This is a genomic window from Paenibacillus sp. FSL R7-0297 (assembly GCF_038009025.1).
Classification (GTDB): domain Bacteria; phylum Bacillota; class Bacilli; order Paenibacillales; family Paenibacillaceae; genus Paenibacillus_AQ.
Map to the genome: position 1 here is coordinate 6,840,761 of NZ_JBBPAQ010000001.1, position 23,133 is coordinate 6,863,893.

The window sequence follows — 23,133 nt, forward strand, 5'->3', positions numbered from 1 at the left end:
GTGGACAATTGAGCCAAGCTCCCGATTATGACGGATCGCGGTCCGCCCTACTGTGTAATCACAGCATAGATTTGCAAAATTATGGTATGATCCGGTTAAGGACGCTTTTCTACTTTCTTACAAAGGAGCGATTCAGCATGATCGGTAGCATTGTATTTGTTGGAGTAGTTGTATATGTCGCTATGCTGGGGATTAATCACAGTAATCGTCTTCAACGCAAAAACAAGCATTACGAGCACAGAAATAATTCGGCTGATAATTATTTCTTTCCGGGGCCAGATCTGAACAACTCTGCCGGAGACAGCCGCAGCGATGATCACCATCACCATGACGGGCACAGCGGAGCCAGCCATCATCACGGGCATCATAACCACAGCCATGGCGGAAGCAGTTGGGATAGCGGCGGTCATCACGGCGGCCACGGCGGCATGGATAGCGGCGGTCATGGAGGACATGGCGGCGGTGATTTCGGCGGTGGTGGTGGCGATTCCGGCGGTGGCGGGGATTCCGGCGGCGGCGGTGGTGGCGATTGACTGAACAACAGAGTCTCCTATAGGCCATGAATTGGCTGCTCGGGAGACTTTTTGTGTTGAGCATCGTCCGGGCGCGCGTTTGGCAGGAAAGGACGTTCCGCGTGCTACTCCTTAACTACACCGCCATGAAACATACATTCATAGACCATTGTATCTCCGGCCCAAATCACCTCTGACCCGCTGAACCAGGAGAAGTCCCCGTCTACTGAGCATTTATAGATGAGATGGCCATCCGTATAATGCTCCGGCCCGCGGAAGGGTTTATCCTCCGGCACCAGCTGCAGGGCGGCTTTCAGGAAGTCTCCGCTGAAGCCTTCCGCAGTCACACGCCCGGCGTAATTCATCGCCCACAGCGGCTGGTCATCCTCCCACAAGGCTTCCTCTCCGGCAAACTTCTCCGAACCTAGGTAGGTGTCTATGTATTTCAGGTTCCCGCGCACAAATTCCAGATCATGAGACGCCGGCCGGGACGGGATTAACTCCGGCCCCTTACCTGCATAGGTTGCTTGCTTGGCCTCTATCAGAAACTTAATCTTGTCCATCATAACTATCATCCTCCGAAAGATTAATACATCTTTAGCTACAATAGAACATACGTTCTGAACTAGCAGTGATTTTCCTCCTAATATTTGTATCTATATTGCATAGCAGGACATAAAAATGTACTTTGATGTGACAGACCGTTAAGCAGCACGGTGTACTTGAGTTGGCCGTACGTAACGCATAGCGGATAATTGTATTTGGTACAACTAAAAACGGCGTAAAAACCGGATGAGCAGGAATAACTGCATTCTGTACAATTAAAAAAGGGAAAAGTATCCTTTTATGCCCTAACAGAGTTAAATAAGTGTACAGAGTGCAATTAAAACTCCCCGGTACAGTTATCCCCTGAACGGGAGTCTCAGAGCAAAGCAGGCAACCGGACATTATTAATGATGCGGATGCCTGGTGCGGCCGGAGGATGCACGGTTCAGGCTGTATAACCAGATATATGCACAAAAACACCAGCATCCGAAGATGCTGGCAGCTGCAAGACCACACCATTTCAATTGCAGTCTCTTATACTTTAATTGCCGCCTCCTATTATAGAAGGAGAAAGCGTAAGGGTGAACGTCTTATCAAACGGGGTCATCAGATTAACCAGCACTGCCTTGCAGTTATTCTGCAGCTTAGCCTCACGTACCGATGTTGCCCGATGAGCCATTTCTCCCCCCGTCAGCTCTATCCAGTCCCCGCCATAAGTATAGCGGAGTTTACCGCCTGTCCACAGGCAGCAGTCCTCTTCCACAGTCTGCAGCTCTCCGGAGGTGAAGTTTCCTTCCCAGCCAAAATTGAAAGACAGCTGTGCCATGACCTCGCCCGGTTCCTCACAATGCAGCCGGATGGTCCAGCCCGTCCCGGTGCGCTGCACCTCTGCCTCCACGGATAGCGTCTGTTCATGCGTCAGCAGACGGCTCTGGTGCGGCAGCAGATACCAGGGACTGAGCGCTGTACCCGCTGAAGGCGGAAGAAGCGCACCTTCAACCGGACCGTAGTAGCCCTTCTTCTGTTCTCCCTTCAAGAGGTATCCCTCCGGAAGTCTAGTCATCTCCTGCATCGGCACAAAGCCGGGATAGAAATAGGAAGCCAGCTGTACCGCCAACAGCCTTGCGGCACCATGACGCAGCGCAAAGAACGATGGCGTCTCCGTGATCAGCGTCACGCTGGTATCCCCATCTCTGATCCGGGCAACGGGGGCTCCGAAATCGGTATGCAGTCGGCTGTGGAAAATCCGCCCCTGATGACCAGCAGACTCCATTTCCTGCAGATAGCTGTGCCGCAGGAAATCACCGTTCAGTATTTTCTCATACTGTTCGGGCAGCCCTGCCGCTGACTCGAACGGCTGCTGGAGCTCCGGCTCCAGCAGCAGCCGCACCAGCACATTGGCCGAGCAGACACCGGGATCGGCAAGTGCTCTCCCTGCCCATTCTGCCATGCCTGCCAGCACAGTATCCTTGTCGGAACGGGCAAGAATGGCATACGGCAAATAATAGGGAGACAGATCATGCACGCTCCCCAGATCCTGCCGCCCGGAATAATCGGTCACAACCTCACCCGAAGGATGAACCAGGTAGACCATCATGTGCAGGTTCTGCCGGACCGGGTCCAGCAGCTCAGGCCGGTTCAGCAGACGGGCGGCATGAATCAGCATGATGTCGCTAACAGCGCTGTAAATGCCGTTGCTCCGCTCTGTCCATTCCCCGTCCGGCGTAATATCCATGCCTTCCGCCAGCCACTGGCTGGCCCGCTGTACGGCCTCTTCCACTCCGAACAGCTCATGCAGGAATCCAAGTGCAGCGCACAGTACCCAGCGGTGATTCGGGGTGTGAACACCTCCCGTAAGCATCACGGGAAGGGTCCGTTCAAGAAACAGGAGCATATTGTCCAGCACCGGCTGAAGCGGAGCCCACTCCTGCTTAGCCAGCAATTGATACAATTGTGCATAGCCTACCACAACGAAGGCCGTATCCGGCGGAGAATGATAGTTCGTCCAGCCCGGGGAAATCGAGCCGTCCTCATGCTGGAAGCGCAGCACAAACTCTGTGGCCAGCCTCAATCGGTCCAGGATCTCCATATTCCGGTAGTATTTGGAATCGGGGTTCGCCAGGGCAGCCCCCCAATAACACATGTCAGTCGGCGTTCCGGTTGTATGATTGACCCAGGCAACACCCGTATGGGGATCAATGGTTCCTCCGTAATACCGGTTCTCCGTATCAAGCACCTGCCGGGATATGCCCTTCTCCACTGCTCTGTCATTGCTGTCCACCAGCTGCTTATACATTATGCTTCCTCCTTGCAGAAAATCTTGCTATATCTTCTTTTGCTTTTTGTTTATTTCTTTAGCGCTTCTCATATATATAAGACGCACTCAGCCTATCCAGCTTGGCCGTAAGCAGACGGTGGCTCTCATGAATCTCCTCCGGGCGGCAGGCCGCCTTCAGCTCATACACCTTAACCTGCGCCCGTTCAATCATCGGCAAATAGGCGTCATAGAAATCGGGGTTCCCGCTGTTCACATAGGGACACCAGTGGTCGGAGAGACCGATAGTCTCATGGATGTGGACACCGACAATGTCATCCATCAGCCCTTCCATCTCCCCGATGCTGTCGTACAGTCCCAGACGGTCCATCATAATGGCATGACCGGTGTCATACCAGATGCCGACAGGCGCTCCTTGCAGCGCGCTTATTATAGTCTTGGCTTCGGCAAGCGTCGGAATCTGCTGCGGCTTGGAACGTGTCTCGATCCCGAAGCGGACATTCAGTCCCTTGGACGCGGCGCGGTTACATACTTCATCCAGACTTTCGATAATCGTCTGCACATAACCCGCGCTATAGGCTTCACGCCGTTCGAGCAGCTCTGCCCACTTCCTCCGGTAAGCCTCCGAATTCTTCCCTTGCCCGCCATAGAGCTGCTCCAGCTCCCCGGAGATATCACCCGGAAAAGGCACTTCGCCGGGATGCACCACCACAGCTTCCCCGCCGAAGCGATCGGCATACTCTGCCGAACGGACCAGCAGGTCTACCGCCCGCTTCCTCTTCTCCCTGTCTGCGAAGCCCAGCAGCACGGAATCCGTGCCATAATCAGGGTCTGCCACGTGGGGGAAGGTGTTATGGACACTGGATACGCCGATCTCCCCCCGCTCAATCATCGGTTCAATCGTAGCCAGCATTGTTTCCGTCACATTGTAATTCAGCTCCACCCGCCGGAAGCCCAGCTCACGGATCTCATTCAGCATCCCGTCACCTGTAGTGTGACGCCTGATGTTCCAGCAGGTTGAGAATGCGAATTCGCCTTTATCCTCCATATCCGTTCTCTCCTTTCCCTATAGCGCAGTGTTGCAGGTTAGCCCTTGACCGCACCAAGCATCACACCACTGACGAAATATTTCTGCAGCCAAGGATAGACTACAAGAATCGGAACGGTAGCGAAGACGACAGTAGCAGCCTTGAGGCTCTCCGGCGGCAGCTTGGTGCGGGCCGCCCCCTCCAGCTGTGTCAGCTCAGTGATCATATTGTTCTGAACCATCTGGAAGAGCTTCAGCTGAAGCGGATACAGATCGGGATTATTGATATACATCAGGGAATCCTGGAATCCGTTCCAGCGGCCAACCGCGTAGAAGAGCGCAAGTGTAGCCATAACCGGCATGGATAACGGCAGAACAATTTTCATCAGGGTGCGGAAATGCGAGCTACCGTCGATCTCGGCTGATTCTTCCAGACTCGGCGGGATGCTGCGGAAGAATGAGATCAGGATAATCAGGTTGAACGGGCTGACCAGACCGGGCAGAATCAGCGACCAGACTGTATCAATCATATGCAGATCACGGATCAGCAGGTATTCAGGAATAATCCCACCGCTGAAGAACATGGTGATGATGATCAGATACATGAACATGGTACGGCCCTTCAGCTTGCTTTTGGTCAGCGGATAAGCGGCTGCGATTGTGAAGAGCATACATAATACCGTAGTAGCAACCGTCAGGATAATAGTGAAGATCAGCGAGCGGATCATTGCATTGTCGGTAAAGACCTGCACATAAGCCTTCCAGTTCAGTTCAATCGGGAAAATCGTTACTTCCCCGGAAGTAATGGCCCGCGTGGAGCTGAGGGACACCGCAATCACGTGTACAAACGGAGCCAGACAAAACAGCACGAACAGGGTAATAAAGGTAACATTAACGATATCGAATATCCGGTTTGAGGTACGTTCACTCATAGTACTCCGCCTCCTTTCTTCATTATCATAGAATGCCGTTGCCGGTCACTTTTTTCGATATATAATTGGAACCAAGGATGAATACCAGTCCAACCACAGCTTGGAATAATCCAACTACAGTCGCCAGCGTATACTGGCCCGATTCCAGACCAATCCGGTAGACGAAGGTACTGAGCACATCGGAATATTCACGCACTGCCGTATTCCCGATGATGTAAGGACGATCGAAGCCGATGCTGACCATTTTCCCCAGATTGAGAATCAGCAGGGTAATAATGGTTGGTTTGATACTGGGCAGCGTAATGTAGCGGATCTTCTTCATTCTGGTCGCCCCATCCACCTCGGCAGCTTCAAACAGCTCGCGGTTGACACCGGTAAGCGCCGCCAGATACAGGATGGTTCCCCAGCCGGCACTTTGCCAGACACCAGTGAACAGATAGGTAATCAGCCATGGATTTTTTTCGGTCAAAAAAGGAATGGGGTTCAGCCCCATGCTCTCCAGCACCCCGTTCACCATACCGGATTGGTTGCCGAACAATTGATAGACGATTCCCCCGATAATCACCCAGGAAATAAAGTGGGGAATGTAGAGAAGGGTCTGTGATATTTTTTTGAACCATACCGACTTCACTTCATATAGCATAATGGCGAGAATAATCGGGGCCGGGAAAGATACAACCAAATCCAGAAAGTTCAATAAAAACGTGTTGCGCAGACTGCTGTAAAACTCTTTCATGCCAAAAACCTCGCGGAAGGCATCGAAGCCGATCCACTCACTGCCGTTGATCCCCTGGAACAGGTTGAAATCCTTAAAGGCAATCTGTACCCCATACATAGGGCCATAGCGGAAAATCAGGAAATACATAATGGGCAGTGAAAGCAGCGCGTATAGTTGCCAATACCGTCTGATGTAGGACGCTTTGCTCAAGTTACTCTCCTCCTATGGAGAAAAAACCGGGCAGAGCAGCATGCCAGCTCCCCCCGGTTTTCACTTTTTTTAGTTTATTTGGCTGAAATCTCTGTTAGCGCCTGCTCCAGCTCCGCTTTCAGCTTGTCTCCGCCCAGAGACATGTAATCCTTCATTTCCTGCTCGAAGGTGGTATCGAACTCCTCCGGCTTCGCCATCGCGGTCTTCACGATAATGACGTTGAGCTTGTCGCTGAGCGTAGTGCCGTATTTCGATTCTGCTTCAATCGGCTTACCGAAGACGATAGGACCCACGGTATCCGTGTTGGCAATATCGATCGACTGCTTCAGCGCCTCCTGGTTGTTCGCAGGGAAGCCCATAATCCAAGCTTTCTCATTCATAGCCTGGTCGCCGAGGTTCTTGCCGTTGGAGATAATCGCGGTGTCCCCGGAAGTGAACAGACGGTCTTGGAATTCCTGGGATACATCAGCCTTAACGACCGGGATGCCGTCCACCATATCGTAGTTCTCGCCTTCAACACCGTTGTAGATGTCAATCAGATTGTTGCCTGTCGCCATCCAGTCAAGGTATTTCACCGCTTCCACTGCACGTTTGCTGCTCTTAGGGATCATGATGTACATGCCGTTCGAGGCATAGCGGGATTTGATATACTTATTGTCCACCTTGGCATTGGTGAGGACATCCGCCGGCAGCAGCTTGCTGCCCGGTACATTCTTGTAGAGATTATCCAGCGTACCGTCGGCATAGAACAGGCTATCCACATCCTCGGAGAAGAAGCCGACGTTGCCGTTCTGAATGTCCTTGGACACCTGGGCCTTGTCTTCATCCAGACTGAAGTCCTTGCTGACCAGCCCTTCATTGTAGAGCTTGTTGAGGAACTGTGCCGCATCCTTAAAGCCCTCATGCAGCGGCAGCTCGTAGCGCTGGCTGTAGGTCAGATCGCCGCTGATCGGCTTAATGAAGGAGTAGATCAGCGTCTCTAGCTGAGCCGAGCCAAGGGACATGCCCATCGGAATGGTTTTGCTGCCAAGACCGCCCGGGTCCTTCTCTTTAAACGCTTTCAAAGTAGTGTACAGCTCATCGGTATTCTTCGGTACCGGCAGCCCCAGCTTATCCAGCCAGTCCTGGCGGATGTATGAAGTATAGCGGCCTGTAATCGCCCGTTTACCCGGGATGGCGAACTGCTTGCCGTCGAGCTGGCCGAAGGCCATCGTCTCGTCACCAATGAATTTTGTCAGCGTCTGACCGTGCTCTTCAAGAAGGGGACCGACATCCGTCAGCCCGCCTTGCTGGGCATAACGGTAGAAGACGCTGGAATCATAAGTAAACACAATATCCGGCACATCGGAGTTACTTGCCATAAGTACATTCAGCTTCGTGACTTCCTCGGAGCGCTGCACCGGTACAAATTCGACGTCAATGTTATTGGGATCACCGAAATTTTTCTGAATCATCTGGGACATAAAGTTATTGGTAATCGTGTATTGCTTCGGACTTTTGCCGCGGTCGAAGATCTCCACCTTTAGAGTTACGCGTTCGGCTTTAGCGGGTGCTTCTGTACCTCCGGCTGCCGAATTGCTCTTGCCATCAGAGGAGCAGCCTGCAAGCAGAGTAGCCCCCATTACTGCGGTCAAGCCGATGCCGATTGCCTTCTTCAGAACTCTTTGGTTTACGTTCACTGTCATTGTTCCATCTCCCTCGCCTTAGCAGGCTATAATGGTGACTTCATGATACCCCCGAGCTTGTATAGTGCCCGATTCTTAGCGGTGTCCCTCAAGCAACATGGGCCTTTAGCGTTCAAGGCTGCTTGCTGCTTCGGGATGCCCACAGTATTCCATAACTTTTGGGGGTCTGGCAATAAACCTGTTTCGGATGAGCTACAGCGCCTGAATTCGGACATCCGGTTTATCAGACCAACGATTTTCGTACGATAAACCGCTTTCACATCGGCAAAAATATAGGCCGCATCGCTGTTCGCACCCCTTTTTCGGAGGTTAGCGGACGAGTGATGCGGCCTGGGTGTACAGAGTGTAGCTGATGTAACCATGTTGAAGCTTCGGCCCAACCTGCGGCTCAGGTTCTGGAGGCTTCGCGGCGTTTCGAGGAGCGGTAATCGCCCGGCGTGATGCCGGCAATCCGTTTGAATACCCTGCCGAATGAAATGGCATTCGCATATCCTACTTGAAGCGCGATATCCTGCAGGGAATAATCCGTCTCCGCCAGCAGCTGCTCAGCTTCCTTCATCCGCAGCTCAGTGAGGAAGTCCACAAACTTCATTTTGAATTCCGTCTTGAACAGATAGCTGGCATATTTGCCGGAGACCTGGAACCGGTCACTCAGATGCTTCAGCGACAGATCGGGATTGGCAAAATTTTCTTCGATATAATCCTTCATCTCATTGACCATGGCCCGGTAGCTTTTGGTTTCGCTGACAGAGACATAGGTGCGGAATAAATCGGTGACATATTCAAATAAAATAGCCTTCACTTCATGGATGGCCTCGGCCTCTTCCAGCTGCTTCAGCCGGACCTGCGCATTCTCCGCCGACAGCTCGTCCTGCAGCTGCTCGGACATTACCGCCACTTCCCGGCCCAGCATCTGCAGCATAGCCTGGATTAGGGAACGGATCTCTTCGTCCTTCAGGAAATCCTGTTCAAACGCTTCAAAGATCCGCTCCAGCTGCTCCCGCCACTGTCCGCTCGACATGCGGAAGTGCTTCACGAACTCCGCGATCATCTGCAGATATTTATACGTCTCCAGCAGCGGCTGGCGCGCTTCGCCGCTCTCGGCCAAAGCGATATCCCCATAGATCAGCAGCTTATGCTGCATGATATATTCGGCTGCAGCATAAGACTCCCGGATCTTGGCCGGCCCGGCTGCTGCGGAGCCAATCCCGAAGCTGAGCGAAATCCGCAGATTCTGCTCTACCCAAGAGCGGCAGTCCTCCGCGAAGATGCGGATCTTGGCCTCCATCTCCTGATCGCTGCCGGTTGCCAGGAAGAGAATCGCAGCGCGCTCGGTTCCTACCCACTCTGCCCACCCCTGCAGCTCCGAATTCCGCGCCAGTTCCTGGAACACATTCATCAGGGCAAACTTAAGCGTATTCTGGTCGCCGCGGGTATAGCGGTCCTCGAAGACCTGCTCATACTGGTTAATCTCAGCTAATACAACCATGAAGCGTGATGAGGCCTCGGCACCGGTAAGGGGCGACAGCTCCTCCAGCCGCTGGGTCACCTGCTCCAGCCGCTCGCTATGCAGCAGATCGGTGAACAGCTTGCTGCGCTGCAGAAGCAGGTTCTCCCTGCTTTTTTTATCATAATCGGTCATGTGATTGATCAGATCCTCCAGCACCCCGTCAATAAGCATCATCTCGTCAGGCCTGTCGGTAGACTGATCCATCATGCGGATCTGATGGCCTTCAATCCGGTTCATAATCACCTGGATCGGTTTATAATTGCGCCGGGTCACATAGATCAGATACAATATCGCACATACTACAGTCCCGATGGCAATCGCTACCCAGAGATAAGAAATCACAGAAACCCAATTGAACAGGTTCCCGGCCTTGATTCCGCTTGCGAACGTCCAGCCGTTTCTCTCCAGCTTCAGCGTATTCAGCAGCTTGCCGCGGGTGGCACCCTCAGTGTCGGAATGCGCTTGGTACAGCGTCTCCCCGTTACTGTCCAGAATGGTCATGTAAGAAAGCTGCTGGTTGACCATACTGTCGATAAGCTGCTCCATGGCGCTCATTTTGAGATTGATGACCAGCATGCCCCCGGAGCCGAAGGGAAGCGGCATCGCTTTGTTGGTAGTCAGCACACGGATGGGGGTACGCTGAAACAGGTCAGAATTATACTCCCTGACCGGCTGCCACCCTTCCGGTAACACTGGAGTGGAGGTCATGGCCTTAATCCAGTCCTCGTCGAAGAATCCTTCAAGCTCCTTCAAGCCCGTATCTGTTAAAACGCTTCCATGGACACGGTCATACAAATAGACGGATTGAATATACGAGGATTCTTTCATCATATTACGCAGACTCTGGGCAACTGCATAGACTGTTCCCTGCTCCGGCTCGCCTTGATTATTGAAATAGAGCTTGTAGATATCGCTTCGCTCAACCGCTTCCAGCACCGACAACTCGGCTTCCTTGATCGTCCGGTCCACACTATCCCTGAGATAGCTGGCTGAGATGCGGTCTGCTTTCTTCGTCTCCATCCGGGAGATATCGTTAATAAACACAAATGAGGCAAAGATCAGAATCGTCACCGTCAGCAAAAAAATAGGGAAATAGGACAGCACCAATCGGCGATACCAGGTACGAAACAATAGACAACCTCCTCCACAACCATCTAGATACCCGTCCGCGGTCCGGCCGCTCAATAACAAACACCGCTCTGAACGAAGCCGCGGCAAATACAGACATTCAACTGAGGGGGTCATAGACATAACTTCTGCCCGAATTCCTGCCATTATAGCATACGCGCTCCCGGTCCAGCCAACCAGATAAAGTCAATTCGCCGCAGCTATCTTCCCCGCCAGCTTCTTATGCCCTGCCTGCTTGGGTTAAGCAAGCTAGGTGTGGATATATGTGGAAACAACCCGATGGACGGACATCAGCAGAAACGATGAGTTATATTGATTGAACTTGAAAAATATACAAACAGGGAAAAGTGACATAGGAGAATTATATAACTGTTGGAGCATTAGCAGTCACGGCCATCCCAGAACGGACAACTTACAAGTACAATCTATATAGCCCAAAGGAATAGGAGCCAGCACCCGGGATGTGGAGGCGGATGTCACCAGGGACGAGCGGCGGGAGGGTCGGCGGTTACCTGAAAAATGTGATTTCTCGCCTACTCCTGCTCCTTATTCACGCCCCCAGCCCATTTTTATCATACGGGTGCCCCCCATCAACCACCATTCCATGAAAAAGCGGAGTAAGCACAGCCGCAGCCGTGCACCCCCGCATACTTTCACCCCTCAGCTATAACGACTACCACCCTTATGGCTTATAAACCGCTGAGTTCCCGGATATAACGCCGTGCCTTGATGGCATATTCCAGCGGATCGGCAAGCGCCGGGTCCTGCTCCGCTTCGACGACGAACCACCCCGTATAGGGGGAGGCAGCCAGCTCGGCAAAAATCTCCCAGAACGCAATACAGCCATCCCCCGGTACGGTGAACGCTCCCGCTTTTACCGCCTGGAGGAAGCTCAGCTTCTCCGTAGTCACCCGCTGGACCACTTCCGGCCGGATGTCCTTCAGATGCACATGCCTGATCCGCGGCAGATGCTCGCGCAGAACCTCCAGCGGGTTCTCACCGGAGAAGGCCAGATGCCCCGTATCGTACAGCAGCGACACTTCACCAGGATCGGTAAGCTCCATGAGCCGGGTGATTTCCGCAGCCGTCTGCACACCGGTCCCCATATGATGGTGATACACCAGTGTCATGTCCTTCTCAGCCGCCAGCCGCCCCAGTCCGCCCAGACCAGCCGCAAGCGCCGCCCACTCCTGGCCGGTAAATACCGGTTTGTCAGCGAACAGCGGCGTGTCCATCTGTCCCTGAATGCTCCGTCCCTGTTCGGATACTACAATGACTTTGGCGCCCATCTCATGCAGGAAATCACGGTGTATGCAAAAAGCTTCTGCCGTCTCCTCATACGGGCGTACCGTCAGGTACGCACTGAACCAGGCACTGGCAATCTTCAGACCGCGCAGCTCCAATGCCCGGCGCAGCACCTCCGGGGAGCGCGGGTATTTGTTGCCGACTTCACTGCCCTGATACCCGGCAAGCGCCATTTCGCTGATGCACTGCTCGAAGGTATTGCCCTGCCCAAGCTCAGGCATATCATCATTGGTCCAGGCGATCGGAGCAATGGCCAGCTGGATGGCATGTTCTCGGAACATCATCTTGTTCTACCCCTTCCACAATCCCAAGTATGGCAGGCTTCATCTTCATGATGTGGCTTCAGGAAGCTGACCAGCCCGCCGTTTCGGCAAGTCGCAACGGCTGCGCCCTCCTTCAAGTAGGAGGGCTTCCGTTTCAGTAAACCCTGTGCACTCTCAGTAGCTGCGGGCCTTCTTCAGCTCGCTGGATTTTTGCTGGTAAGCAGCCTGCACAGCCTTACTGCCGGATACTTCAGCTACCCCCACATTCCACCAGGCCCCATAGCCATGGGTCATCGTCTTGGGCAGCACCTTGATGTCGATCAGCGTGGAGCGTTCCGACTTCCGGGCCGCCGCCAGAGCAGCCTGAAGCTCCCCGGCTGTCGCCGCGCGGAAGGTCTGAACCCCATAACCGGCAGCGCTCGCAGCATAGTCGATACGCATTAGTTCACCGCTGAGCTGGCCGTCCGGACCCCGGTGACGGAATTCCGTTGCCATGCTGTCCATTCCCTGCTCCATCTGCAGGTTATTAATGCACCCGAAGCCTGCATTATCCAGAAGAATGACGTTAATCTTGCGGTTCTCCTGCAGGCTGGTTACCAGCTCTGAATGCAGCATCTGGTAACTGCCGTCGCCGACCAGCGCGTAGACCTCGCGCTGCGGCTCGGCTATTTTGATACCCAGCGCACCCGAGATTTCATAGCCCATACAAGAGAATCCATATTCCATATGATAGGTATCCGGTATCTCCGAGTTCCACATCCGCTGCATGTCTCCCGGAAGACTGCCTGCGGCTCCAATGACAATTGCATCCTGCGGTATGGTGTCATTGAGGATCGCCAGCACTTGCGTCTGTGTAAGCGAAGTACCCAGCACTTCAGCATATTCGGTGAGCTTCTCATCCAGATGACCAGCTATCTCCGGAATAAACGAATCTGCTGCGCGATCAGCCAGATCCTGCTTAACACTACCTTCCGTCATGCCACCCGGCAAGCTGCCCGCATCTCCGGCATTCCCCGGATATTCCACACCGGCGAGACGTACTCTCTCCGCGCTCCAAGCCTCCTTGGCCTCCGCGATCTCATCCGTATACGCTGAGCGGTACCCCCGCTCCTCCAGAGCTGCGGATAATGCGTTCAATCCTTCCGCAGCATCACAGACAACAGCCAGCGCATCCAGCTTGGCCGCGTGATACGGCGAGGCGTTGAGCGTCAGGAATTTCACCTCGGGATGACCGAACAGGCTCTTGGAAGCTGTTGTGAAATCCGTAAACCGGGTGCCGACGCCGATCACCAGATCAGCCTCCCGGGCCAGCGCGTTGGCGCAGCCATTGCCGGTGACACCGATACCGCCGAGGTTGTATTCGAAGCTGCTGGCGACCGCGCTTTTTCCGGCCTGGGTCTCCCCGAACGGGATGGCGAATTTCTCTGCAAAAGCGCGCAGTGCCTCTCCGGCATCACTGTACCGGACACCGCCGCCGCAGATCAGCAGCGGCCGCTGCTTGCCCGCAATCAGCTCGGCAGCAGCAGCGATCTCAGCCGGATGCGGAAGCCGGGGAAGGACGCGGTGAACTCTTTTGCGGAAGAAATCAAGCGGATACTCCCAAGCCTCCCCCTGTACATCCTGCGGCAGCGCGATTGTTACCGCCCCGGTATCCGCCTGATCCGTCAGCACCCGCATTGCATTCAGCATAGCCGACATCAGCTGCTCAGGCCGGCAGACCCGGTCCCAGTATTTGCTTACTGCCTTGAAGGCGTCGTTAACCGAGATCGACAGATTATAGGTATGCTCCATCTGCTGCAGCACCGGGTCCGGCTGGCGGGTGGCAAAAGTATCCCCCGGCAGCAGCAGCACCGGAATCTGATTCGCCGTCGCCGTAGCGGCAGCCGTCAGCATATTGGCCGCCCCCGGCCCTACCGAAGCGGTACAGGCCATAATCTTCCGCCTGCGGCTCTGCTTGGCGAACGCGGTCGCCGCATGAACCATTCCCTGCTCGTTGCGTCCCTGATAGACCGTCAGTTCCCCCGGCGCTTCCTGAAGTGCCTGTCCGAGTCCGAGTACATTGCCATGTCCGAACACGGTGAATACACCGTGCACGAAGCGTTCCGGCCCGCCGCCGAAATCGACATACTGCTGATTCAGAAATTTAACCAGCGCCTGCGCTGTCGTTAATTTGATCCGTTCCACCTGATGTCCCCCCTTCATCTTCGCCCTACTGCCAACGGGCGGTGACCACTTTTTTGCGCGTATAGAATTCCACCCCGTCGCTTCCGTTCGCATGAAGATCGCCGTAGAATGAATCCTTCCAGCCCGAGAACGGGAAGAAGGCCATCGGTGCCGGTACGCCTACATTGACACCCAGCATCCCGGATTCGATATGCTCGCGGAAATAGCGGACTTTGCCGCCATCATTGGTGAAAATACACGCTCCATTCGCAAACCGCGAGCGGTTCGCAATCTCCACCGCCTCAGCGACATCCTTCACCCGGATGACCGACAGCACCGGCGCAAAGACCTCCTCCTGCCAGATCTTCATCTCCTCCGTCACTCCGTCAAACAACGTTGGCCCGATAAAATAACCCGCTTCCTGCACCGCAGCATCCTCCCGGCCATCCCTGAGCAGCTTCGCCCCTTCCGCGATCCCCTGTTCAATGTAGGCAACCGTCCGGTCTTTATGCCCCTGCCGGATCACCGGCCCAAGAAACGTATCCTCCTGCAGGCCATTCCCGATGGTCATGCTGTTGCATTCACGCAATAGGATGGAGATCAGCTCATCGGCCACTTCCTCCTGCACCGTCACCACAGAACAGGCCATACAGCGTTCCCCGGCAGAGCCGAAGGCCGCATTCACAATCTGGGAAGCCGATGCCTCCAGGTTCGCGTCCGCCAGTACGATCGAATGGTTCTTCGCTCCGGCCAGAGCCTGGACGCGTTTCAGATGGTCTGTCCCTTTTTTATAGACATACTCTGCCACCGGCTGCGATCCGACAAAAGAAATCGCCTTCACATCAGGATGCTCCAGCAGGCCGTTCACCACCTCATGCGCACCGTTCACTACATTCAGCACGCCCTTCGGAAGTCCGGCTTCCTCCAGCAGTTCAGCGAGGCGTGCCGCCAGTAGCGGTGTACGCTCCGAAGGCTTCAGCACAAAGGTGTTGCCACAGGCAATCGCCAGCGGAAACATCCAGCAGGGCACCATCATCGGAAAATTAAACGGGGTAATCCCGCCGACCACCCCGATCGGATAGCGGTACATGCCGGACTCGATCCCAGTCGCAATATCCGGCAGCTGCCGGCCCATCATCAGCGTCGGGGCGCCTGCCGCGAATTCTACACATTCAATGCCGCGCTGCACTTCGCCGTAGGCTTCTTTGAAGCTTTTACCGTTCTCCAGTGTGATGATCTTCGCCAACGGCTCCCAATTCTCAACCAGCAGCTGCTGGTATTTGAACAGAATCCGTGCCCTGCGCGGCACCGGCGTACTGGACCATCCGGCAAAAGCTGCTTTTGCCGCCGCCACCGCCCGGTCCACATCGGCTCTCGAAGACAGGGGAACTCTGCCCAGCTCCTCACCCGTCGCCGGATTAACTACCTGCTCCGTCTGCGCTGTATCCGCTTCTACCCATTGTCCGTCAATATAATTCTTCAGTATTTGTGCAGTTGGCACTGTCATTCTGTCCACTCCTTCGGCTCTATTGATGTCTGCTGGTAATGACTTCAGTCTGTTCTGCTGCTGCCTGAATGTGTAATCGCCGCCGGTTCCTTCTGTCCCCCGCATATGTGCTTATTGTGCGCCTGATGTAATCTCCTCGTTCGAGAGCAGGAAGTCTTCCAGCTCGTTGAGGGTTGGCATGGCATCGGAGCAGCTATGGCGGGAGATGACGATGGATGCCGACGCACTGCCGCGCCGCATCGCCTCACTGACACTGTGCCCGTTCATCAGACTGTGGATGAAGGCCGAGGCATAGGAATCACCTGCACCGAACGTCTTCAGCACCTTAGCCGGAAAAATACCGCTTCTATGGCTTTGCCCATCCGCGGTATAAGAGATCGATCCGCTGCCGCCATGCTTGATGACCACCAGCTCTGCCTGATGCGCGAACCAGCGTGCCGCCGTTGCCTTATCGTCCGCACCTGCGAGATTATAGAGGTTTTCCATCATATCGAATTCGTCCCGGGTCCCGATAATACAGTCACATTTCTCAGCCGCCAGGTTATAATAGACCGCCGTTTCAGCTTTCGAAGTCCAGGTATACGGCCGGTAATCGAGATCAAAAAATACAGTAAGCCCATGCTTGCGGGCAAACTCCAGCGCCAGGAATACCGCTTCACGGGAAGGGCTCTGCGCGAGAGCGGTGCCGGAGATGAGCAGCGCTTTGGAGCTGCGGATATACTCCTCCGAGATTTCCTCTGGCTTCAGCAGGAGATCGGCCACATGATCCCGGTACATGAGAATGCTGCATTCCTGCGGGCTCTTAATTTCTGTAAAAGCCAGCCCCGTCACCGCACCCGTCCGGTCAACGCTCACCTGACTGTCATCTATGCCGCCCTTCTGCAGATAGCTGCGGATGAACCGGCCCATCTGGTCATCGGCAATCTTGCCGATGAAGCCGGTACGCATACCCAGACGCGCTGCACCGATTACAATATTGGCCGGAGAGCCGCCGACATATTTGGTGAAGGTCATCGTCTCTTCCATCGGTCTCCCGGTTTCATTGGCGTTCAGATCTATACAAAGCCGGCCAATGGCGATTAAATCCAGCTGCCGGGTAGGGTCGAACTGTAAACCGTTCATAGTAATGCCTCCTTGATCGAGCTTAGGGAATACGGTCGTTGAATAACTGACCGAGTGTTGGTTGGTTAGCTGATTGATTGATTGATTGATTGATTGTTTGATTGATTGGTTGTTTTGCTGTTTGGTTGTTTTGCTGTTTGGTTGTTTGGTTGGTTGTTTGGTTGTTTGACTGTTTGGTTGTTTGGTTGTCGATTGAATAGTTGAATAATTGGCCAGTTGATCTTTCTCAGAAAGTTATTTTCTTTTCGGGGGGAGGGTAAGCGCTTAACCTAATTTTCCTCTTTAGTATAGATTAGAACAAGGCATTTGGCAATCCTCAATTTGAAAGCGATAACAACCTTGGAAATTGCACACCACTGAACCGTTATCCTCTTTTGAAAGGACAGGGTTATTTCAGTTAATGGGAGGATGCTGAGCGGAATTGAGAGAACGTTGAAGGATAGGTTGATGAGACTCTGGGGAGAAGCGCCAGGGGGAGAAGCTGGGGAACGCCGGGACGACGAGAGAACACCGGGGGATTCCGGCTCTCCCAGTAAACAAGTGGAAAAATGTATCTTAATCCGCCGATTTTCGAGAGATGGACCGAAACAAGTGGATAAATAGCATCTACTGGCGGCAGTTTCGCTACTTTGGGGATTTTATGCTAATTTAAGTGTCATTTATCCAACTACTGTTTTGGCAGCGTCCATTCGTTCATCAGCAAGTGGAGAAAATCCAACTAATTCCTGATTACTCTCACTTCCAGACTATCCAGCCCCCTCTGGGCATCTTTGGCCTCCGTTTCAGCAAAAGACCCCACAAAGTGGGGTCTTTCCTTGAAATATAGAATTTATATGCTTCGCGCAATAAATATTTCTTATCCTTCTCGCTGAAACGGATGCCGTATTGTTGAAGGACGGCGCGCTGTTTCTGCTTGAGGGTCTCACGGGTGCTGCCCAGCCTATGAATTCCTTATTGCGGAACCGGGCCTGTAGAATGGCGGATTACCAGCTCCGGCATCAGCATAATCTTCCGCTTGGGGCTGGCCGGATTACTGATCGATTCATTCAGCAGAATCATCGCCTGCTCTGTCATCTCCCGCAAAGGCTGGGCGATACTGGTTAATGTGGGATGGCAGATTTCTGCCAGCACCGTATTGTCGAAGCCTATTACAGACAGGTCGCGGGGAATGGACAGGCCGGCACTGCGCGCCTCCTTGAGCACCCCGATCGCCAGCAGGTCATTGCAGGCAAAGATGGCTGTAGGGCGGATTTCTGTGGCCTGATTCAGCATCTCTGCTGCTGCTGTCCGCCCGTTCTCCAGCGTAGCCGAGGTGTGTATCATATTCGCCGGATTGTCACAAGCGATTCCCCCCGCCTTCAGCGCATCAAGGAAACCTTCCACACGCAGCTTGCTCCCCGGCAGATTGTCGGAGATTATCCCCAGCCTACGGTGGCCGAGGGACAGTAAATATTCTGTTGCCTGATAGCCGCCTTTATAATCATCCACCGTGACACTGTTGCTCTCCAAGCTGCGGATATCTGCTGAGAACAGCACGAGCGGCACATGATCGGCCACCATCCCACGAATCAGCTCAGGATTCCCGGGATGGGAAGCAATGATCAGGCCGTCCACCCGTTTGCGCAGCAGCAGCGAGATATACCGTGCGGCCTTCTCATCACTGCGGTCCGTACTGCACACGATTAAGTCACTGCCCTGTTCCTGGGCATAATCCTCGATACCACGGGCTGTCTCAGCAAAAAAAGGATTGGCAATATCGGGAATCATCAGCCCGATGGTCCCTGTCCGGCGGTTGGTCAGGGCGGAAGCTACCATGCTCGGCTGATAGTTCAGCTCCGCCATGACCCGCCCTACCTTTTCCCGCGTATTGACACTGATCCGTCCGCTCTTATTCAATACCTTGGACACGGTAGCGATGGAGACTCCCGCTTCCCGTGCCACATCATAGATCGTAGGTTTCATCGTTATTAAGCCCGCCTTTGCGTTCTTGCCTTCTTATAACTCGATTATAAGGAAGTCCTCCGGCGGTGTCTATCTAACAGGCATGCTGCCTCCTCCGCAAAATAGAGACCGCAGAAACTCAGACATGTCTGCATTCGGCTTCCTTGTTCTGCATTCGGACTTCCTTGTTCTGCATTCGGCTTCCTCCTTATTGAAATCCTGTCCAGATTAAAATCCTGACCAGAATACAACATTCCTTCACCAAAATCAGCTCTAATCCATAATTGTTGCATCAAAAGCAAGATTTCACCTTCACTATGCGATCATAGCAAGACTATTCTTGTATTCTCTGCAACATCTCTTCCATGCACCCGGCTGGCTATCTATGAACACAAATTGCAATAAACACTGTATTTCAGCATTTCAGCATTTCAGCATTTCACTATTTCACTATTCACTATTTCGCTCCCAGAGTATCACCGCTCGATCCAGCCGCCCCGCCCCCGCACTTCTTCGGATGTGAACCGCTGAGCTTATCTATAATTTGCTTATCCCCGCATCAAAAGGCCCCCGCTACGCGGAAGCCCCAGATTAATCTATTAACTTGCCTCGCGGGCTCCGTTCAATTTCCCCTCGCGGACTCCGCTTAATCTTCCCTCCCGGACTCCGTTCAATCTTCCACAGCAGCCGCGCCCTGCCCCGACTTGAACAGCCATTCATGATCTGGATCATTATGGAATACCCAGGTGCGGACCGGACCCGCCATCACGTTAAGATAATACGAATCATAACCCGGCGGCGCAGAGACGGGGTGATACCCTTCCGGAACAAGCACGATGCTCCGGTCGGTTACAGCCAGAGTCTCGTCTAGGCTGCGGTCGTCATTGTAGACCCGCTGCACCACAAAGCCATGGGCGGGATTCACCCTGTGATAGTAGGTTTCCTCCAGATAGGACTCCTCCGGCAGATTATCGCGGTCATGCTTATGCGGCGGATAGCTGGACCAGTTGCCGCCGCCCGTGCGCACCTCCACCACCAGCAGACTCTCAGCTACACTCTGCTCAGGCAGGATATTAACGACCCTGCGCGACATACTGCCATACCCCCGATCCTCTGCAACCGCATCGGATGGCGTAATCAGCCGGGCCGGGTATTTGCCCGTTCCCGGAGCAAGACAGGCTGCAAGCTCCAGCTCTGTCAGTGCTGTAACCTTGTAATTCGCTCCCGCCGGAACATACACAGCGTATGGTGCCATGTCTTCAAAGACCGACATACGCCCGCCGATACCCGCGAACAGCTCGCCATCCACCCGGATATCCGCCTTGCCCGCAAGCAGTACCAGACAGACCTCGTTCCCTTCTGCCCTGCGGTCCAGTGTATCCCCGGCCTGCAATTGGTACACCTCAAATCCTACATACTTCCACCCGGCACTCTCCGGGCTGACCGCAGCCACAAGTCCATCCTGGTCTGGCGCTCCAGCCTTAATGATTAGTTCGGACATCTTCCTCATCCTCCTCTGTCTTCAAGGTTTGCATCCGCTTACAAGGCTTGCATCTCCGATAGTCCCGCTCCTGCAGCAGACAGCTTGACCGGAAGCCCGCTCACATAGGATGCTCTGGCTGCTTCGGCTATCAGCTGTGCTGCTTGACCGTCGCGGCCGCTGCAGATCAGCGGCTCCTGCAGCCGTACCGAACGGGCAAACGCGGCAATCTCATCCATGAACGCCCGATTATAGCGCTCCAGGAAGAAATGCTCCGGCTGGTCGCGGGTAACCGAAGTAGCGGTGGACACCTCCACTGTCGTCGGACGGCAATTGTCGGCAGTCGCCGAACCGAGCGTGCCGAATACCTCCACCCGCTGGTCATAGCCGTAGACAGCCTTGCGGCTGTTATCAATCACGCAGATTGCTCCGCTCTCGAAGGTCAGTGTGATGACGGCTGTGTCCACATCCCCGCAGCGGCCGAACATTGGATCAATCAGGTTCGCCCCCCGGGTGTAGACCTCAGCCACTTCCCCGTCCATCAGGTAGCGGGCCATATCGAAATCGTGAATCGTCATATCCATGAACATGCCGCCCGAAGAGCGCACATAAGACTCACCGGGAGGCTGCGGATCACGCGAGGTGATCTTCACAATATGCGGGCTGCCCAGCTCCCCGGACTCAACCAGCTGCTTCAGCTTACGGAAGCTGGGGTCCATCCGGCGGTTGAAGCCGACCTGAAGCAGCACGCCTGCTTCCTCTGCAATCTGTAATGCCCGAAGGGTCTCTTCCGATGACAGACTGATCGGCTTCTCACAGAATATATGTTTCCCGGCAAGCGCAGCCCGCTCAATCCACGAAGCGTGTGTATCCGTCGGTGTACAGATGAACACCGCTTCAATCTCGGAGTCATTCAGAATATCTTCACCCGCTGCAAAAACAGAGCCAAGCCCCCGGCTCTCCGCCCAGGCCAGCAATTCATCACTCATCATTGCTTCTGCAATGGACTTCAGCTTGAACGACGGCATCGCACGCAGATTATCCGCGTGCAGGCGCCCGATTCTTCCCGCGCCGATAATGCCAACTACAATCGGATTTACCATGTTCGCTTATCCTCCTCAGAGGGTAAGCGCTTAACCTTCCCGAGAATAGTATACTTCATGCTCCCGGATGCTTCAAGCAAATCTTTTACCCGGCTCCTCTAGGATAAGGCGAAGAGACAGGATAGCTTAAGTTTAGATGTTTTTTACAGCTTGATACTGGAATTCAATGGTACAATTAAGTTATTACATTGCTTGCTTGAAGGAGTGTTGCCAATGGAATTGCAGATCGTTAACGGGCCGGAGACAGACCACCACAAGTCTTATGTGACCAACAAGATGATTGAATTTAATCTCAAGCATTTCCCTGATGAGTTGAAGGGCAGATACCAGGAAGTGAACCTGCTATTACAAGATACGGCTGGACATATTTACGGCGGATTGGTCGGTGAGATATGTTGGAACTGGTTAGAGGTGCACTATCTTTTTGTGGAAGAGGCCTGCCGGACATTCGGATACGGTAAGAAACTGCTCTCAGCAGCTGAAACAATGGCTAAGGAGAAACAATGTGATTTCATCAAATTAGACACCTTGAGCTTTCAGGCATTGGACTTCTACCTGAAGCAAGGCTTCGAGGTATTTGGAACGATACATAACGCTGGCGGCTACTCTCACTATTATTTGACCAAAGAAATCTCTCAAAAAAGCTAACTGGGAATACCCGATTGGAAATTGATTTTGCTCAAAAGAGCTGGTTTAAGGAGTGTTGAAATGATCGGGAGGACCATAAGAGTTCTGGAGGGCAACCCCAGATTTGTAATTAGTGTTTTTTATCCAGCCTCCGGGGGAGCCTCTGTCAGTGGTATAGACTTATACGCACCCTGCCAGGCGGAGGCCGCTGCGGTCTTAACGGAGATGGGCGTTAATCTTGACAACCTGAATATTACCAGTGTTATAACAACAAGTGAGTCGTTGACTATAAAAAAAGGGAGGATACCCCGTCATCCTTATATCGCCTGGCTTCGGTGTGGAACGCGATATGTATCTTGGGATCATTGCTAAGCTAATCCCCAGAGGATTTATGGTTGTTACTATCAGTGCTCCGCATGAGTCCGTGTTCACCGTATTTCCAGACGGCGGCACGATCAAGCAAGCGGCAGCAATAGCAGAATTAGCAAGCAATGACTATGCTGGCTGGTCCCGTCTCCTGGAAAGCCGCGCCCACTTAATAACCGCCGTTCTGGAATATATGGATACGCTTAACCGCTCCGACTCAGAGCTTGCAGGCCTGTTCGATATAGGTAAGGTTGCTGCAATGGGGCATTCACTTGGGGGTGCAGCTGTTCTCGAAGTCGCCAAGCACGATAATCGGATCAAGGCTGTGATCCTTCTTGATCCCAGTTTTCACCTGATACGCCGTGATAACAGTGTGTCATCGGTTCCGGTTTTACTGCTTCGGCAAGAGACATCCCGCTTCATTATGGTGATAACCATGCAGCTCCAATTCATGACGTTACCGCAGAAGCTGCAGCCGCATTCGTGGAGGCCGTTTTTAATAGGGGTGCTGTGCCTCGCAATGTAGCATTTCTGCCTAGCGAAGCCCTTGTTCCAATCAACTCAGAGGGTGATCCTGTAGTAACTATATTCTAGGAAGGAAGCTGCATTTTTAACTACTATATTTGCAGATGAAATCGTGCGTTTTGAGCATAACGATAGGATGCTTCGCTCGGATATGATGTTGCCGGAGATTGGGGAATTCGAACATAAAG

At 53.6% G+C, this 23,133-nt stretch carries 17 protein-coding genes; 3 read left to right on the forward strand and 14 right to left on the reverse strand.

Annotated features, from left to right (window positions below; translation table 11 throughout):
* Positions 1–137 precede the first annotated feature (137 nt).
* Complete coding sequence (locus MKZ24_RS29680) at positions 138–533, forward strand: hypothetical protein (protein WP_042233812.1); 396 nt, start codon at positions 138–140, stop codon at positions 531–533.
* A 104-nt stretch (positions 534–637) separates the two neighbouring features.
* Here MKZ24_RS29680 and MKZ24_RS29685 read toward each other — a convergent pair whose 3' ends face one another.
* The 14 genes from MKZ24_RS29685 to iolG all read right to left on the reverse strand — a co-directional run bounded on the left by MKZ24_RS29685 (position 638) and on the right by iolG (position 21,427).
* On the reverse strand, positions 638–1,078 hold the full coding sequence (locus tag MKZ24_RS29685; protein WP_231637801.1) for a DUF5680 domain-containing protein: 441 nt from the start codon (positions 1,076–1,078) through the stop codon (positions 638–640).
* Positions 1,079–1,599: 521 nt separating this feature from the next.
* Positions 1,600–3,354 (reverse strand): hypothetical protein, encoded by a 1,755-nt coding sequence (locus MKZ24_RS29690; protein ID WP_042233810.1) that lies wholly within the window; start codon positions 3,352–3,354, stop codon positions 1,600–1,602.
* A gap of 58 nt (positions 3,355–3,412) precedes the next feature.
* Positions 3,413–4,381: a sugar phosphate isomerase/epimerase family protein gene (locus MKZ24_RS29695; protein ID WP_042233808.1), complete on the reverse strand. Its 969-nt coding sequence runs from the start codon at positions 4,379–4,381 to the stop codon at positions 3,413–3,415.
* Between the two features lie 38 nt (positions 4,382–4,419).
* The gene (locus MKZ24_RS29700; protein ID WP_042233805.1) at positions 4,420–5,292 is read right to left on the reverse strand and encodes a carbohydrate ABC transporter permease; all 873 of its coding nucleotides are present in this window, start codon (positions 5,290–5,292) and stop codon (positions 4,420–4,422) included.
* 25 nt (positions 5,293–5,317) lie between these two features.
* Positions 5,318–6,157 (reverse strand): ABC transporter permease, encoded by an 840-nt coding sequence (locus MKZ24_RS29705; RefSeq protein ID WP_231637878.1) that lies wholly within the window; start codon positions 6,155–6,157, stop codon positions 5,318–5,320.
* Between the two features lie 137 nt (positions 6,158–6,294).
* Complete coding sequence (locus MKZ24_RS29710; protein WP_042233801.1) at positions 6,295–7,905, reverse strand: extracellular solute-binding protein; 1,611 nt, start codon at positions 7,903–7,905, stop codon at positions 6,295–6,297.
* Positions 7,906–8,293: 388 nt separating this feature from the next.
* Positions 8,294–10,546, reverse strand: a complete 2,253-nt coding sequence (locus MKZ24_RS29715) for a helix-turn-helix domain-containing protein (protein WP_340789409.1) — start codon at positions 10,544–10,546, stop codon at positions 8,294–8,296.
* Between the two features lie 686 nt (positions 10,547–11,232).
* Positions 11,233–12,129, reverse strand: a complete 897-nt coding sequence (iolE, locus tag MKZ24_RS29720; protein ID WP_340790240.1) for a myo-inosose-2 dehydratase — start codon at positions 12,127–12,129, stop codon at positions 11,233–11,235.
* A gap of 156 nt (positions 12,130–12,285) precedes the next feature.
* Complete coding sequence (iolD, locus tag MKZ24_RS29725) at positions 12,286–14,313, reverse strand: 3D-(3,5/4)-trihydroxycyclohexane-1,2-dione acylhydrolase (decyclizing) (RefSeq protein ID WP_445324178.1); 2,028 nt, start codon at positions 14,311–14,313, stop codon at positions 12,286–12,288.
* 7 nt (positions 14,314–14,320) lie between these two features.
* Positions 14,321–15,781, reverse strand: a complete 1,461-nt coding sequence (locus MKZ24_RS29730) for a CoA-acylating methylmalonate-semialdehyde dehydrogenase (RefSeq protein ID WP_042241843.1) — start codon at positions 15,779–15,781, stop codon at positions 14,321–14,323.
* A gap of 111 nt (positions 15,782–15,892) precedes the next feature.
* Positions 15,893–16,903, reverse strand: coding sequence for a 5-dehydro-2-deoxygluconokinase (iolC, locus tag MKZ24_RS29735; protein ID WP_042233796.1), 1,011 nt, complete (start codon positions 16,901–16,903; stop codon positions 15,893–15,895).
* A 951-nt stretch (positions 16,904–17,854) separates the two neighbouring features.
* The gene (locus tag MKZ24_RS29740) at positions 17,855–18,865 is read right to left on the reverse strand and encodes a LacI family DNA-binding transcriptional regulator (protein WP_340789413.1); all 1,011 of its coding nucleotides are present in this window, start codon (positions 18,863–18,865) and stop codon (positions 17,855–17,857) included.
* A gap of 649 nt (positions 18,866–19,514) precedes the next feature.
* Entirely contained in the window at positions 19,515–20,345 is an 831-nt protein-coding gene (iolB, locus tag MKZ24_RS29745; RefSeq protein WP_042233792.1) for a 5-deoxy-glucuronate isomerase, read from the reverse strand.
* 38 nt (positions 20,346–20,383) lie between these two features.
* A complete protein-coding gene (gene iolG, locus MKZ24_RS29750; RefSeq protein ID WP_042233790.1) occupies positions 20,384–21,427 on the reverse strand; it encodes an inositol 2-dehydrogenase in 1,044 nt (347 codons plus the stop codon).
* Between the two features lie 213 nt (positions 21,428–21,640).
* On the opposite strand from iolG, the gene MKZ24_RS29755 reads away from it, so the two are divergent.
* Positions 21,641–22,075, forward strand: coding sequence for a GNAT family N-acetyltransferase (locus tag MKZ24_RS29755; RefSeq protein WP_042233787.1), 435 nt, complete (start codon positions 21,641–21,643; stop codon positions 22,073–22,075).
* A 328-nt stretch (positions 22,076–22,403) separates the two neighbouring features.
* On the forward strand, positions 22,404–22,946 hold the full coding sequence (locus tag MKZ24_RS29760) for a poly(ethylene terephthalate) hydrolase family protein (protein ID WP_231637800.1): 543 nt from the start codon (positions 22,404–22,406) through the stop codon (positions 22,944–22,946).
* Positions 22,947–23,133: the final 187 nt, after the last annotated feature.

Excerpts from the sequence above, each read along its gene's own strand:
- MKZ24_RS29680 (WP_042233812.1), top strand. The coding sequence starts at position 138 with ATGATCGGTAGCATTGTATTTGTTGGAGTAGTTGTATATGTCGCTATG.
- MKZ24_RS29685 (WP_231637801.1), bottom strand. The coding sequence starts at position 1,078 with ATGATGGACAAGATTAAGTTTCTGATAGAGGCCAAGCAAGCAACCTAT.
- MKZ24_RS29690 (WP_042233810.1), bottom strand. The coding sequence starts at position 3,354 with ATGTATAAGCAGCTGGTGGACAGCAATGACAGAGCAGTGGAGAAGGGC.
- MKZ24_RS29695 (WP_042233808.1), bottom strand. The coding sequence starts at position 4,381 with ATGGAGGATAAAGGCGAATTCGCATTCTCAACCTGCTGGAACATCAGG.
- MKZ24_RS29700 (WP_042233805.1), bottom strand. The coding sequence starts at position 5,292 with ATGAGTGAACGTACCTCAAACCGGATATTCGATATCGTTAATGTTACC.
- MKZ24_RS29705 (WP_231637878.1), bottom strand. The coding sequence starts at position 6,157 with ATGTATTTCCTGATTTTCCGCTATGGCCCTATGTATGGGGTACAGATT.
- MKZ24_RS29710 (WP_042233801.1), bottom strand. The coding sequence starts at position 7,905 with ATGACAGTGAACGTAAACCAAAGAGTTCTGAAGAAGGCAATCGGCATC.
- iolE (WP_340790240.1), bottom strand. The coding sequence starts at position 12,129 with ATGTTCCGAGAACATGCCATCCAGCTGGCCATTGCTCCGATCGCCTGG.
- iolD (WP_445324178.1), bottom strand. The coding sequence starts at position 14,313 with ATGAAGGGGGGACATCAGGTGGAACGGATCAAATTAACGACAGCGCAG.
- MKZ24_RS29730 (WP_042241843.1), bottom strand. The coding sequence starts at position 15,781 with ATGACAGTGCCAACTGCACAAATACTGAAGAATTATATTGACGGACAA.
- iolC (WP_042233796.1), bottom strand. The coding sequence starts at position 16,903 with ATGAACGGTTTACAGTTCGACCCTACCCGGCAGCTGGATTTAATCGCC.
- MKZ24_RS29740 (WP_340789413.1), bottom strand. The coding sequence starts at position 18,865 with ATGAAACCTACGATCTATGATGTGGCACGGGAAGCGGGAGTCTCCATC.
- iolB (WP_042233792.1), bottom strand. The coding sequence starts at position 20,345 with ATGTCCGAACTAATCATTAAGGCTGGAGCGCCAGACCAGGATGGACTT.
- iolG (WP_042233790.1), bottom strand. The coding sequence starts at position 21,427 with ATGGTAAATCCGATTGTAGTTGGCATTATCGGCGCGGGAAGAATCGGG.
- MKZ24_RS29755 (WP_042233787.1), top strand. The coding sequence starts at position 21,641 with ATGGAATTGCAGATCGTTAACGGGCCGGAGACAGACCACCACAAGTCT.
- MKZ24_RS29760 (WP_231637800.1), top strand. The coding sequence starts at position 22,404 with ATGTATCTTGGGATCATTGCTAAGCTAATCCCCAGAGGATTTATGGTT.